This window comes from Rothia mucilaginosa, from assembly GCF_964210535.1.
Classification (GTDB): domain Bacteria; phylum Actinomycetota; class Actinomycetes; order Actinomycetales; family Micrococcaceae; genus Rothia; species Rothia mucilaginosa_F.
In genome coordinates, this window is sequence record NZ_CAXOMR010000023.1 from 23,114 (window position 1) to 36,846 (window position 13,733).

Annotated in this window: 10 protein-coding genes; 4 read left to right on the forward strand and 6 right to left on the reverse strand. The window is 61.6% G+C overall.

Features of this window, described 5'->3' with window-relative positions:
• Nucleotides 1-367 precede the first annotated feature (367 nt).
• From AB8C10_RS07615 to AB8C10_RS07635, 5 genes are all read right to left on the reverse strand, one after another.
• The gene (locus tag AB8C10_RS07615; protein ID WP_368867376.1) at nt 368-1,144 is read right to left on the reverse strand and encodes a DUF6318 family protein; all 777 of its coding nucleotides are present in this window, start codon (nt 1,142-1,144) and stop codon (nt 368-370) included.
• 117 nt (nt 1,145-1,261) lie between these two features.
• The gene (locus tag AB8C10_RS07620) at nt 1,262-2,260 is read right to left on the reverse strand and encodes a DUF6318 family protein (RefSeq protein ID WP_368867377.1); all 999 of its coding nucleotides are present in this window, start codon (nt 2,258-2,260) and stop codon (nt 1,262-1,264) included.
• 103 nt (nt 2,261-2,363) lie between these two features.
• The gene (locus tag AB8C10_RS07625; protein ID WP_368867378.1) at nt 2,364-3,200 is read right to left on the reverse strand and encodes a DUF6318 family protein; all 837 of its coding nucleotides are present in this window, start codon (nt 3,198-3,200) and stop codon (nt 2,364-2,366) included.
• A 280-nt stretch (nt 3,201-3,480) separates the two neighbouring features.
• Nucleotides 3,481-4,650, reverse strand: a complete 1,170-nt coding sequence (locus AB8C10_RS07630; RefSeq protein WP_368867379.1) for a DUF6318 family protein — start codon at nt 4,648-4,650, stop codon at nt 3,481-3,483.
• Nucleotides 4,651-4,918: 268 nt separating this feature from the next.
• Nucleotides 4,919-5,746 carry a DUF6318 family protein gene (locus tag AB8C10_RS07635; protein ID WP_368867380.1) on the reverse strand — a complete coding sequence of 276 codons (828 nt, stop codon included), beginning with the start codon at nt 5,744-5,746 and terminating at the stop codon, nt 4,919-4,921.
• A gap of 611 nt (nt 5,747-6,357) precedes the next feature.
• Between AB8C10_RS07635 and AB8C10_RS07640 the strand changes: the two genes are divergently transcribed.
• Both AB8C10_RS07640 and AB8C10_RS07645 read left to right on the forward strand, forming a co-directional pair.
• A complete protein-coding gene (locus tag AB8C10_RS07640) occupies nt 6,358-8,283 on the forward strand; it encodes a dynamin family protein (RefSeq protein WP_368867381.1) in 1,926 nt (641 codons plus the stop codon).
• A 48-nt stretch (nt 8,284-8,331) separates the two neighbouring features.
• Nucleotides 8,332-10,209 (forward strand): GTPase, encoded by a 1,878-nt coding sequence (locus AB8C10_RS07645; RefSeq protein ID WP_049347425.1) that lies wholly within the window; start codon nt 8,332-8,334, stop codon nt 10,207-10,209.
• Nucleotides 10,210-10,336: 127 nt separating this feature from the next.
• Here AB8C10_RS07645 and AB8C10_RS07650 read toward each other — a convergent pair whose 3' ends face one another.
• Nucleotides 10,337-11,233 (reverse strand): IclR family transcriptional regulator, encoded by an 897-nt coding sequence (locus tag AB8C10_RS07650; protein WP_371440389.1) that lies wholly within the window; start codon nt 11,231-11,233, stop codon nt 10,337-10,339.
• A 410-nt stretch (nt 11,234-11,643) separates the two neighbouring features.
• Between AB8C10_RS07650 and leuC the strand changes: the two genes are divergently transcribed.
• A complete protein-coding gene (gene leuC / locus AB8C10_RS07655) occupies nt 11,644-13,086 on the forward strand; it encodes a 3-isopropylmalate dehydratase large subunit (protein ID WP_049356655.1) in 1,443 nt (480 codons plus the stop codon).
• A 26-nt stretch (nt 13,087-13,112) separates the two neighbouring features.
• Nucleotides 13,113-13,706 (forward strand): 3-isopropylmalate dehydratase small subunit, encoded by a 594-nt coding sequence (gene leuD, locus AB8C10_RS07660; protein ID WP_005505627.1) that lies wholly within the window; start codon nt 13,113-13,115, stop codon nt 13,704-13,706.
• Nucleotides 13,707-13,733: the final 27 nt, after the last annotated feature.

Sequence of the window (13,733 nt, forward strand, 5' to 3'; positions counted from 1 at the left end):
CCGCGACGGGGTCTCCGCAATGAATAATCGGTTACGTGGCAACTCTACTACTCACCGGCGACAGGTTTAAACCTGCGGTCACAGTTCGTAATAATGCCAGAGAAAAACCTCAGGGAACGAGGTTCAAAAAGAGGGTACAGAAAAGCGCCGCACAAACCCTTTCTCGATAAAGGATGATGAATGTGCGGCGCTCTCTAGAAACATTATGTAGCCCAAAAGACAACCTCTGTATATAAGAGTAGTGATGAACTCTGTTCACCGCAAGCTGGAGCCACAAATTTTATTGCCATCAATGGAAAAAACAGTGAAAAACCGCATCCTGAGATGGAAAAGACGCAAAAGCGCGGGAGAGAACCAGCCCAGAAGACTAGTTGATGTCCATGTGCAGGTCCCACTTGTTATTCAAGTAGCGACCAACAGCCTCACCGAACATCTTCACGTGCCGCTTATCAGCCGCCACGGTCTGCTCCTTGCCGTCCTTGAACAGCTTCTCGCCCAGATCCACATTCAGAGTCACGGTCCAGTTGTACGCACCCTGCGCCAGAACCGGCTGCTTAGTACCGATAGTCAGGGTAGCGGTCGGGTTCACGTACCAGGTCTTCTTCTCTTCAATACCTGCCTTGGTGGAATCCGCGTACTTCTTCATCGCCGCCAGGGTCTCCTGATCGGTGCTGACCTCGTTCATGTAGTGCATATCACCGGTACGCAGCAGGTACTCAAACGCCGCACCAAAGTACGCCAGAGCCGCCGCGAAGCCAGCCACCGAATTCTGGTGCATAGCCTCCGGAACAATCGGGGACGGCACGTTCTGCGGCGGGTGCTCAGCATTACCCGGCTGGTACTCGCCGTGCTCCTCCATCTTCTCCAGCTTTGCCACGCCGCTGTAATCCTTATTGTCATTAGGCAGCGGAGAGCTCGACGCCGAAGCAGAAGCCGACGCAGAAGCGAAAGGGGAAGCAGACGCCGAAGCCGAAGCGCTCGGCGAAGCGGTAGCAGACTCAGAAGCCGCAGCAGAAGCGCTCTCAGAGCCAGAAGCGGAAGCAGACGCCTCAGAAGTAGCCTTAGAGCCACAAGCCGCCAGCAAAGCCATAGAGCTGACGCCCAGCACACCCAGCGCCGCGCGGCGGGTCAGGTTCTCGGACATAGTGATACCTTTCAGTCAGTCGGTGATTGCAACCAGTTTAGCCGCAAACCCAACAGGATACAGAGTTGAGCGGGCGAAGCGTGAGAAGCGCCTCGCAGATAAAAGCGTTATGACGAACTAAGACGCCGCGGAGGTGGCGGACGCCTCAACGGAAGCCTCAGCAGAAGCGGCGGCAGAAGAAGGCTCGGAAGTAGACGGGGAAGCCGCGCCGGACGCTGTGCCGGACGCCGCCGCGCTCGCGGTGGATGCGCCTCCCCGGGCAGCGCCTCCCTGAATGGTGGCACCGTACGCCACGCTCAGCTCCCACATCTTCGAATCAGCGTGGTAGCGGCCGCGGAAATCGCACTCCTGAATCGTCACTCGAGAAGCCGGACCCGCAGCAGTCGCAGAAGCAGAGGCGCTTGGGGACGCCGCATCAGACACCAGCGCATCCTCCGACGGCTCAGTAGGCTCAGCAGAGGCAGAAGCGCTCGCCGAGGCGGCCACCGGCTGGATCTTACCCTCAGCCACCGCCTCCGCACCAAAGTCCAGAGTGTACTGACCCTTAAACAGCAGATTGCCATCGCTCATAATCGACGGCTGAGCGCTCGCCAAAGCATAAGAAGCCGACGGGTTCACATACCAGGAACCCTTCTCCACACCCGCCAGAATCGACGTCGACAGGGCATCCACCTCAGAGCGAGTCTTCGAGGACAGCTGAATGCCGGTCGAGAACGCATCCGTGCTACCGGTCTTCACCAGATAATCCATAGCCGCCGCAAAATAAGCAACCGCCTCATGAAAACCCGTCACCGTATTCAACGAGAGCGTATCAGTCACCTTCGGCTTCGGAGCATTACGCGGCGGATGATCCACCGTACCCTGCTCATAATTCAACGCACCATCATAGTGGGTGTATTCCACCAGACCCGAATAGTTCTGACCATCATCGCTGTACCCGTTCGGGTTAGCGCTCGACTTCGAACCGCTCAGGCTACCGCCCTGAGAACCCGACTGCTGGCTAGAGCTACCCGAGCCGCACGCGCTCAACAGCGCCGCAGAACCTGCAACAGCGGAGGCGCCCACACCCAGGCGCAGCAGGGAGCGGCGAGAGAAAGACTGAGAAAAAGAAGACATACAAAAACCTTGAATCCAGGAAAGCTCGTTACTACCAGAGTAAAACAGATCATGCCCTAACCCGAGTGCGAGTTAGGGCATGATGCCTCATCCTTCTGAGGGCTTAAAGGTTGTCACCATTATTAGAGTTGCCGCCATTACCGGAGTTACCGGAATTGCCACCACCGTTAGCACCGCCATTAGCGCCACCATTCTTCGGCTGAGCCGACGCCTGAGCCTCGTACTCATCCTGAATAGTCAGGGTCCAGTCATTATCGTGGCGCACACCGGTAACCACCAGGCCACGCTCCGTGCGGCGCACCTTCTCGGACATCTCCGCAGGGGCACCGTCAATCACCACGGTCGGACCCAAGTCAATCACCAGGTCAAAGGTCCACTGCACGCTCTTCTTCACCAGAGCAGGAACAGCAGTAAATGCCGACATAGTCACCTTCGGCGACACATACCAGTCACGCGCCTGCGAGCTCTCATTCGACTCATCCATGAACGACGAGAACGACGCAACGAACTTCTCATCAGCCTTCGACTCACGCAGCGGAGCCGCATCACCGGTCAGCACCAGGTAGTTAATCGCCGCATACACGAACGCAATCGAATCGTACAGACCCTGCACCGAGTTCTCCGAGGCGCTCGCCGGGCGCTTCGGGAACGGCACGTTCTGAGCAGGTGCAGACTCGGTCGCGGGAACGAAATTACCCTTCTTCTCATAGTTATCGAAGGTGACCTCGCCGCTAAAATCAGTGCGCGAAGAAGCCGAAGGGGAAATCTGAGGGGTATCCGCATCAGCGTTCTCGCTGGAGGAAGAACCGCCGCCGCACGCAACCAGCAGGGCGCTCAAAGACACGCCCGCAACGCCCGCACCCGCGTAACGCAGAACAGAACGGCGGCTGATGCCGGTAGTGGAACTGGGAAGCCCGGAGGTCATGGGGAAAAGCGCCACGGAATACCTTTCGAGTGAGAATCTCAGGTGAGAGACGAGTGAGAGAACGCCTCGACGAGCGGATATCACACGCGGACATCCCTCTAGAGACAGTCCTAAGTATAACGCGCCCCCGCCTTCACACCCGTGCGTACCAGCGCTCAAACGAGCGTGATATGCCGCCCATCAGCGAACTTACCGCAGTCAGCAAACGTACTGGAGCTAGCGGGAGCATCGCGCCGAATGGGGCATAGCGGGTATAGCGAAGGAGAGGACGCGTTCATCGTCTATAGGGGAGGGGCTACTGGGCGCCCCCAGCGGGAGCAACATCTCCACCAGCGGCACCGGGCTCAGCGGCACCGGGTGCTACGGTCGGCTGAGCCGTCGCAGCTGCAGGCTGAGTCGCCACGGGCTGCGCGGGAGCGGCAGGTGCCTGGGTAGCTGCAGGCTGAGGAGCCTGAGCCGCGCCACCCTGACCTGCAGAACCCTGACCGGCACCATTCTGTGCACCGCCATTCTGGGAACCAGTGTACTGACGGGAACCGCCCTGACCGGCACCGCTCTGACCTGCGCCATTCTGGGCGGCACCGTTGTTAGCGGTACCCTGCGCGGCACCGTTACCCGAAGTGTTCGCGCCGGCGTTTGCGCCAGCATTAGCCGCCACGGTGCTGTCATCAGTCACCGTCGGGGTATAAGTCGACGAAGGATGCGCACGCGGAGTCTGAGTCGGCTTCGGAGTCAACGCCGGATCGTACTGCTGAGGCGCAATCACCAACCAGCGCTTCGCCTCCTCATCGTACTCAGCGTAGAGAGCCTTAATCTCCTGGGCCTCAGTGTCTTCCAGGGGCTTGGTCGTGTTGGTTGCCTTCTCAACCTGCAGACCGTGCGCCTGAGTCACGGTGCACGCCCACGAATACTTGGTGCCGCGGGTCGTCGGCTGCTTATCGGTCAGGCGGAAGGTCCACTCACCATCAACCAGCCAGTTCGTGCCGGGCGCATAGAAGGCGCGCAGCTTCTCCAAAGAAGCACGCTGAACAGAATTATCCTGATGAACCACCTGCAGAGCCGGACCGGGATCACCGGTCATGCGGGCGTAGTTCACCGCCGCGGCAAAATATGCGAAGGTGGCGCGCAGGCTACGCGCGTTCTTCTCGTACATGCTCTCATCTTCAACCGGGATGGGCACGGCGCTCGCCTTAGAATCAACACTCGCGGGGCCGGCGGTCGGCTCAATCGTGTAGACCTGACCGGTCTCCGGGTCGGTGCTGCTCATCGGGGCTGCACCGGTACCCGCAACGTACTTGGTCCACTTCAGCTCGCCCGACAGGTTATCGTAGGCACCCGCAATCGACGCGGAAGGAGTGGGGGAGGCGGTCGCCTCCGCAGTCTTTTTGGAACCGCAAGCGGCAAGCATCGCACCCAGGGCGGCAGTGCCCGTGAGCGCAATAAAGTGGCGGCGGCTGTGAATCATAGTGATCCCCTTGAATGTGCTGTGATGCGGAAGTATCGGTGATAGGTGAAGAGCTCACGCCCTAATCCTCAGCCTAACATCATGCCCCCATTAGAGGGCGTGAAGCAGTCACCCGCGGGGCGGGTAGAGGCGTATTGAGGCGAAAATGGGCGGACCTCATCTAGCCCTAGCCTATAGATTTCACGCGTGGCACACAAATAAAAGCCCTCATCCGTGCCTCATATCACCCAATATGACGGGATCTTTGAGGCACGGATGCAAAGAAGCTTTAGGCTGAGCCTCGAATGTAACGAGCCGCCTTAGAAGAGGGGCTCTCATTCGGGGTCGGGTGCGCGCTCGGAGTATTCGCGGACGGTTCAGTGGTAGCCGCCGGGGTGGCGGTAGCGCTCGGGGAAGACTTCGGATCTTCCAGCATCTGCCAGCCGTTCTCGCCAAAGTAGACGTAAGCATCTGCCTTCTGATTGCTGCCGTAGATGCCGGTGAGCTGCTCACGCTGGCGGGTCTCATGGTTGAACAGGAATGCGTTCTCGTCCACCTTCAGGGTCGCCTTCCAGCAGTAGACGTCCTGCTCGGTGGCGGGTACCGGCTGCGGGGAGCTCAGGTTAATGCACATGGGGTGGTTGCTCTTAGAGACCAGCCAGCCAATGTTGTAGCGGTAAATGTCGCGGTACATCTGCGCCATGTGGCTAAAGTGCTCCTGGCCGGGCAGGCTCATGAAGGGGTCGGTATCGCCGGTGAGGAGCATGTAGTTCTGCGCGGCACCCCAGTACTGCAGGAAGGCGTGCAGGCCCTCAACGGTACGTTCCTTAGCCTCCGGAGGCATGATGGGGCGGGGGACATTGACGGCACGGTGGCTGAGAGTGCCGTTCGAGAAATTGCCGACGCGCTCAAAGAACTGATCCGGCAGGATTGCCGGGCCGCGGCCGTCCAGAGCGGATTTGGGTAGAGGCTCGGCGTAGGTGATGCTGCGCGTGGTGGTCGCAGATTTAGTCTGGGTGCTCTGAGGCGCCGGTGCGGCATCAGTGGGAGAGGGATCAGTGAGTGGTTGAGGGCGAGAAACTGCGCTGGGGCTGCAGGCGCTTGCGAGTGCACTCAATGCTGCTCCGGAAGAAAGAGCAAGAAGATGGCGACGTGACAGCGAACCGAACATGCGCAACCTTTCGCAAGAGTAAAGACGGGCAGGCAGTAACGGGTAGCTCGGATGCAGTTGAGCGAGGGCTCTGTGAGCGTTCCCGAAGGGTGTGGCATACCGCGGTGAGTACGGATGCGATAGAAAGGGCAGGCCAGAAGCCTCCTGAGGGAATCGGTGTGGGTTATGACCTGCCTGGTTGTCGTGCTCAATGATTCTAAGCGTACTTTCAGGTTCGAAACGACCATATCTGCGCTTGAGCGTAAAAAGTTATCAAATCTTAATATTTGCCCGTTTTATGCGGGATATAGAACGTACCAATGTGTTCGGGGTAACCGCATTAAAATCTGTTGTTTCCCCTAGAAACTTAGGGATTTTTAGCTTTTTCTTGATGCGAGTAAATCGCAAATTGGAGTTGTTGCACTATGTGTGTAAATAGTATTTCAACCTCTCACGTTGTCCGAACACCCATCAAAAACACCCCGAAAAGCGCATCCAAACTCCCCGCAGTCGCAACGTGCCCACCACAACGCCCACACATGGCATGAAGCGGGTTCACCCTATGGGACAATAGCGCTGTGACTACCACCGACTATGCGCAGCTCAAAGCAGCGCGCGAACTGCTCACTCGAATCCCCCTCCCGCTCGACGTAGAAGCCGGCGAAACCCCCGGCACCCCCTACACCGTCGCCCACGACGGCACCGCAGAGCACGGCACCGCCTCCGCACGCACCCTGCTCGCAGCCATGGCACGCCAACTCGACGACTACATTCTGCCGCGTAGCGCCAGCGTCGATAACCCCCTCACCATCGTGGTCGGCGGCTCCACCGGCGCCGGTAAATCCACCCTCGTCAACACCCTGCTCGGCGAACCGCTCACCCAGTCCGGTGCGATTCGACCCACCACCCGCCACCCCGTACTCCTGCACCGCGCAGAAGACGAGGCGGCGCTGTCACCCGAACGCTTCCTGCCCACCCTGCCGCGCACCCGCACCTCCGGCATGAACGCCGGATCGCAGGCACTGCCGGGCCTCGACCCGACCATTGCGCGCGCCCTCATTCCTATTACTACCTCGGCGCTGCCGCAGGGCATTGCGCTCATTGATGCGCCCGATATCGACTCCGTCTCCGAAGAAAACCGCACCCTCGCTAAGGAATTGCTCTCCGCTGCTGACCTGTGGCTCTTCGTCACCACCGCCAACCGCTACGCCGATGCCGTGCCCTGGGAGCTACTCCACGAGGCCGCCGCACGCTCCATCGCAATTGCCGTGGTGCTCAACCGCGTGCCCGAAGGCGACGAAGAAGCCATCGAAAACGACCTGCGACGCATGCTCGACGAGGCGGGAATCCACGCCGTGCTGATTCACACCGTCACCGAGCAGCCGCGCGACGAGAAGGGCATGCTCGCCCCCGTCAGCCTCGCACCGCTGACCCTGTGGATCCGCGAACTCGGCGCCGATGCGCCCGCCCGCGCCGCCATCGCCCGGCAGACCCTCGCCGGTGCCGTCGAAACCCTCGCCGGTAACCTGCAGGTGCTCGCCGCCGAACAGGCACGCCAGCAGGCGGCGCACCAGTCGCTTGCCACCATCGTCGCCGAAGAATACGAGGACGCACTGACCACCATCGACGGGGCGCTCTCCGACGGCTCCCTGCTACGCGGCGAAGTGCTCTCGCGCTGGCACGACTTCGTGGGAACCGGCGACTTCTTCCGCTCCCTCGACAGCACCATCGGTCGTCTGCGTGACCGGGTCGGCTCCGCCCTGCGCGGTCAGCCCGCCGCCGCCCAGAAGGTAGAGGACGCCCTCGAAAGCGGTATTCACGCCGTGGTTCTGGATGCAGCCGCCCGCGCCTCCGAAAACACCCGCACCCGCTGGGGTGCCAGCCGCGCCGGACGCTCCCTGCTGGCACGCCTGGATGCGCCGCAGATGGCCTCCGCCGCACCCGAACAGAACGCAGGCGCAAACGGCGAGGCGAAGGGCAACGAAGCGAAGGGTGAAGTGCAGTCCGCCGAAGACATCTTCTCCGCAGCCGTTGCCGAGCAGATTCGCCTCTGGCAGGGCTCCGTCCTCGAAATGATCCGTGAAGAAGGTGCCGACAAGCGCAAACGCGCCCGCTTCCTCTCCCTGGGCGTGAACGCCACCGCCGTGATGCTCATGGTCGCCGCGTTCAGCCTCACCGGCGGCATCACCGGTATTGAGGCGGGTATCGCCGGCGGTAGCGGAGTGGTCGGCACCAAACTGCTCGAGTCCATCTTCGGTGAAGACGCGGTGCGCCGCATGGCAACCCGCGCCCGCACCGACCTGCTCGAACGCATGTCGGGGCTGCTCACTGAGCACGCCCAGCCCTTCACCGCCGTACTGGAAGAAACCGACCCGCAGGCTGATGCCGAGGACATTCACCGCGCCGCTGAGCAGGTGCAGGCAATCGCCGCAGAAATGAGCACCCAGAGTCAAACCACACAGCGCCAAGCCGCAGCCCACACTAACGGCACGGTTGCTCGCTAAACCACTCCGGACAGGCACCCCGCACCACAGACGAAGAAATAACGCACTATGACTACCCCCGAGAAGAAACTCGAGAACGCCGAGCGCAATACTACTGAGCGCAACACCGAGCGAGGCGCCACCCCCGCCGTGGCAACCTCGCCCTTCGCGCGCTCCGTCGCATCCCTCAAGGACGCCATCAGCTACGGCGAAGGACGAGTCCCCGAAACCGTGCTGCTCGACGCCGCCGCAACCCTCGAACGCCTCAGCCAACGCCGCGAACTCTCCACCGAACACACCGTCATCGGCTTCTTCGGCGCGACCGGCAGCGGCAAATCCACGCTCTTCAACGCCATCGCCGGGCAGAACATTGCCCTCTCCGCGCCCACACGCCCGACCACCTCCACCGTGCAGGCGGCAATCTGGGAAGCAGAAGGCAGCGAAGAGCTACTTGACTGGCTCGGTATCGACAAGCGCGTCTACCCGCAAACTCAGGCGCTCGCCGCCGAAGGAGAGGCAACCGAGGGTAATAAGGCAACCGGGGGAGCGGCGGCACCCAACGCCGTCACCGAACCGGCACCCGGACTCTTCAACCGCATCCGCCGAGCCGTCGGTGGACGCGGCGAAATGCGCACCCGCACCGGCGGCCTCATCCTGTTGGACATGCCCGACTTCGACTCGGTCACCACCACCAACCGCGACCTCGCCGCCCGCATGATGCGCTACGTGGACGTACTCGTCTGGGTTGTCGACCCCCAAAAATACGCCGACGCCGTCATCCACCGCGACTTCATGGTGCCGCTTGCCGCATCCGGCGCGCAGGCGCTCTGCGTGCTCAACCAGGCGGACAAACTCGCGCCCGCCGAGGTGCCCGCCGTGCTCGCATCCCTCACTCGCCTGCTCCAGGCTGAGGGCACCGAAGCGCACCTGCTCTCCGCACCTATCGCCGTCTCCGCGCGAACCGGTGAGGGCATCGACGTGCTCCGCGACCTGCTCGCCCAGGTAGCCGCCGCCAAGAGCCTATCCCTGCAGCGAACCGACGCGCAGCTGCACGCCACCGCCTCCCAGCTGCGCACCTACGCAGGGGGAGAAGGCACCGTACTCGCCGGAGCCTACGCCCTCGACGCGGAGCAGAAGCTCGTGAAGGCATGCTACACCTCCAGCCAGGCAGAGCAGGTTTTGCAGGCGGCAACCGCCTCCTACCGCCGTACTGCGGGTCAGCACACCGGCTGGATTCTCACCCGCTGGATGAGCCGCCTAAAGGCTGACCCCCTGCGCCGTCTGCACCTGGGGCAGCAAGACGAAACGAAGAGCACGTCTAAGGCTGAGAAGTCCGCGGGCATGCTCGGTTCCGATAGCGAGAACGCACCCGAGCTGGTGGCATCCTCGCTACCCCCGCTGAGCGCCGCGCAGAAGGCTGGCATGGCAAACGCTGTGCGCCAATACAGCAAGCAGATGGCGGCTCGCATCGACGAACCGTGGAAACGCAGCATGAAGGAAGCCGCCCTCTCCCGCGAGGCGGAGCTACCCGAACTGCTCGAACGCGACATGGTGCGCATCGACTACGGTCTGGGTCGCACCCGCGCCCCCTGGGTCATCTTCAATGCCCTGCAATGGATCGCGCTACTGAGCGCCCTGGTAGGTGTCGGCTGGCTGACCCTGATTTCCGGCATGGCATACCTGCAGATTCAGCTGCCGCCCGCCCCGACCCCCGAAGGCTCCCCAGTGCCCCTGCCGACCCTGCTTCTGCTGCTGGGTGTGTTGCTCGGTATCGCCTCGGCGGGTGTGGGTAGGCTACTTACCGCCATGGGCTCACGTTACTACGCACGTAAGCTGCGGGGTCGCCTGCAGACCGGCGTGGAGAAGGCGGTGCAGTCCTGCGTGGTCGCCCCGGTACAGCAAGAAGCAAAGCGCCTCAACGCCTACCGCAAGGCGCTGGACATTTAGCGGCGTATCATCCGAGAAACCGTATCAGGACAACCCGCATCAAACTAAGAGCGCACAAAAGAATCCCTCCCCACCTCAATCGAGGCGGGGAGGGATTCTTTTCGTTAAATCTACACGCTACTGAAGCTTAGTCCTCTTCAGTACTCTCACCGCAGGGAGCCTGCTGAGACGCCGCAAGCTCACGCAGACCGTCCGTAATCGCCTGAGCAGCCTTAACGACCAGCTCAGGGTAGTTGCGGTTCGGCTGGCGGGTCATGCGGTCAATCGGACCCGAGATGGACACTGCCGCAATCACCTTGCCGCCGGGCGCACGCACCGGAGCAGAGACCGAGGCGGTTCCGCGCTCGCGCTCACCCACGGACTGCGCCCAACCGATGCGGCGCACAGCCGCGAGCATGGCGGCGCTGAAGTGGGCGTCGCGCAGGCCTTCAACAATGCGGTTCTGGTCTTCCCAAGCCAGCAGAACCTGGGCGGCGGAACCAGCCTGCATGGACAGCTGGGTACCGACCGGGATGGATTCGTGCATGCCGGAGGGGCGTGCCGCGGTTGCCGCGCATACACGCCAGTCGCCCTGGCGGCGGTACAGCTGGGTGGACTCGTCAGCTTCGAGGCTAAGCTTCTGCAGAATCGGGTCTGCCACGGTGATGAGCTCATCGGAAATGGTGGCGGACGCGAGTTCGGTCAGGCGGGGTCCGAGCATGAAGCGTCCCTGCACGTCGCGGGCTACGAGGCGGTGGTGAGCCAGCGCCACGGCGAGGCGGTGCGCGGTGGGGCGTGCCAGACCGGTTGCCTTGACGAGGTCGCCCAGGGATACGGGGCCTGCCTCGAGGCAGTCAAGGATGAGGGTTGCCTTGTCGAGCACGCCAACGCCGGAGGAGCCGTGGGAGTGTACCTCTACCATCTGCTCGTCGGCGGCCATGTGTTCGGGCGGCTTGACGGGGTCGACAATCGGTGCGTTGTGGTGTGTGGATGCGTTGGGGTGACGCATTCCGTGTGCGTTAAAACGTGAGGCGGAAGGAGTCATTCTTATATTCTATCTCAGAATATGAAAGATACCCCGGACTTCATGGACTCTTTGAGATGCAGAGCTGAAGATGGAATCACCCCCTACGGGATAAATTGTGAACTTTTCATAATAAGTGTTTGTGTGGGTTTATGGGTGAAAATATGCGAAAAGACGCAGAAAAATGCGAATAATCTCGCAAAATTACCCTGGAGTCATAGAGTAAACCCACATAAAAACACTCGCTAGTTCGGGGTGTTTCTAGGCCGTCTCACAGGCTAAGAATCCGTGAAAAAATATGCGACACGCCGCAGGGAAATACCGATTTGAGGGTCCCATCGGGTACATAATCCGCCCCTCAACTCCGCAAACTTGCGGCACGCACCACACCGAACGCATCCACCGTAGGAACGCATCAAGCAGGAGAAAGCATGACTAGCGAACAGAACGCAACCACCGCGGGCACCCGTCCGCGCACCCTGGCAGAAAAAGTCTGGGACGCACACGTCGTCGTCCCCGGTGAAAACGGCAAGCCCGACCTGCTCTACATCGACCTGCAGCTACTGCACGAAGTGACCTCCCCCCAGGCATTCGAAGGGCTGCGCATCGAGAACCGCCCCCTGCGCCGCCTCGACCTGACCATCGCCACCGAGGATCACAACACCCCCACCGACAACATCTTCGGCACCATCGCCGACCTGACCAGCCGCACCCAGATCGAGACCCTGCGCCGCAACGCCAAGGAATTCGGCGTGCGCATCCACTCCCTCGGTGACGAAGAACAGGGCATTGTGCACGTGGTCGGCCCGCAGCTGGGTCTGACCATGCCCGGCATGACCATCGTCTGCGGCGACTCCCACACCTCCACCCACGGTGCGTTCGGCGCTCTCGCGTTCGGCATCGGCACCTCCGAGGTGGAACACGTCATGGCGACCCAGACCCTGCCCCTGGCACGCTTCAAGACCATGGCAATCAACGTTGAAGGCACACTCAAGCCCGGCGTGACCGCAAAGGACATCATCCTCGCTGTCATCGCGCAGATTGGTACCGGCGGCGGTCAGGGCTACGTGCTCGAATACCGCGGCTCCGCGATCCGCTCCCTCTCCATGGAGGGCCGCATGACCATGTGCAACATGTCCATCGAGGCGGGCGCACGCGCCGGCATGGTCGCCCCCGACGAGATCACCTTCGAGTACATCAAGGGTCGCCAGCACGCGCCCAAGGGTGAAGAGTGGGACAAGGCAGTCGAGTACTGGAAGAGCCTGCCCACCGACGAAGGCGCCGTCTTCGACAAGGAAATCTTCATCAACGCTGACGAGCTCGAACCCTTCGTCACCTGGGGTACCAACCCCGGTCAGGGCATTCCGCTGAGCCACGCCGTTCCCTCCCCGGACGACTTCGAGGACGAGAACGACAAGGTCGCAGCAGAACGCGCCCTCGAATACATGGGCCTGGAGGCGGGCACCCCCATGAAGGAAATCCCCGTGGATGTTGTCTTCCTGGGTTCCTGCACCAACTCCCGCATTGAGGACCTGCGCGCCGCAGCGGACATCGTTCGTGGCCGCACCATCGCCGAGAACGTGCGCATGATGGTCGTGCCTGGCTCCCAGAAGGTCCGCGCGCAGGCAGAAGCAGAAGGCCTGGACAAGGTCTTCAAGGACTTCGGTGCCGACTGGCGCTTCGCCGGCTGCTCCATGTGCCTGGGCATGAACCCCGACCAGCTGGCACCCGGTGAGCGTTGCGCCTCCACCTCGAACCGTAACTTTGAGGGCCGCCAGGGCAAGGGTGGCCGCACCCACCTGGTCTCCCCGGTGGTCGCCGCCGCAACCGCTGTGCGCGGTACCCTGTCCGCCCCGTCCGACGTCGTGGCCTAGCACGCCGCTATAGCTAAGGAGCCATTATGGAACCCATTATTAAGCACACCGGCATTGGCGTGCCGCTGCGTTCTTCGAATGTTGACACCGACCAGATCATCCCCGCCGTCTACCTCAAGCGAGTGACCAAGACTGGCTTTGATGATGCCCTCTTCGCTAACTGGCGTAAGGACCCCGAGTTCATCCTGAACCAGGAGCCCTACAAGCACGGTAGCGTGCTGGTTGCGGGCCCGGACTTCGGTACCGGTTCCTCGCGTGAGCACGCCGTGTGGGCGCTGCGCGACTACGGTTTCAAGGTCGTTATCTCTGCTCGTTTTGCCGATATTTTCCGCGGCAACTCCGGTAAGCAGGGCCTGGTCACCGCACAGGTTGCACAGGACGATATCGAGCTGATTTGGAAGGCGCTGGAGCACGAGCCCGGCACCGAAATCACCGTTGACCTGGAGTCCAAGACCGTAACCGTGGGCGCGCTGGTTGTTCCCTTCGAGATTGACGACTACGTGCGCTGGCGCCTCATGGAGGGCCTGGACGATATCGGTCTGACCCTGCAGAACCTCGAAGCTATTGAAGCGTACGAGGCGAAGCGCCCCTCCTGGATGCCCCGCACTCAGGAGCTCTAAGTAGGGGAACTCTAAGCCGTAGATATA

Excerpts from the sequence above, each read along its gene's own strand:
- AB8C10_RS07615 (WP_368867376.1), bottom strand. The coding sequence starts at position 1,144 with ATGTCCGAGAACCTGACCCGCCGCGCGGCGCTGGGTGTGCTGGGCGTC.
- leuD (WP_005505627.1), top strand. The coding sequence starts at position 13,113 with ATGGAACCCATTATTAAGCACACCGGCATTGGCGTGCCGCTGCGTTCT.
- AB8C10_RS07645 (WP_049347425.1), top strand. The coding sequence starts at position 8,332 with ATGACTACCCCCGAGAAGAAACTCGAGAACGCCGAGCGCAATACTACT.
- AB8C10_RS07620 (WP_368867377.1), bottom strand. The coding sequence starts at position 2,260 with ATGTCTTCTTTTTCTCAGTCTTTCTCTCGCCGCTCCCTGCTGCGCCTG.
- AB8C10_RS07630 (WP_368867379.1), bottom strand. The coding sequence starts at position 4,650 with ATGATTCACAGCCGCCGCCACTTTATTGCGCTCACGGGCACTGCCGCC.
- AB8C10_RS07650 (WP_371440389.1), bottom strand. The coding sequence starts at position 11,233 with ATGACTCCTTCCGCCTCACGTTTTAACGCACACGGAATGCGTCACCCC.
- leuC (WP_049356655.1), top strand. The coding sequence starts at position 11,644 with ATGACTAGCGAACAGAACGCAACCACCGCGGGCACCCGTCCGCGCACC.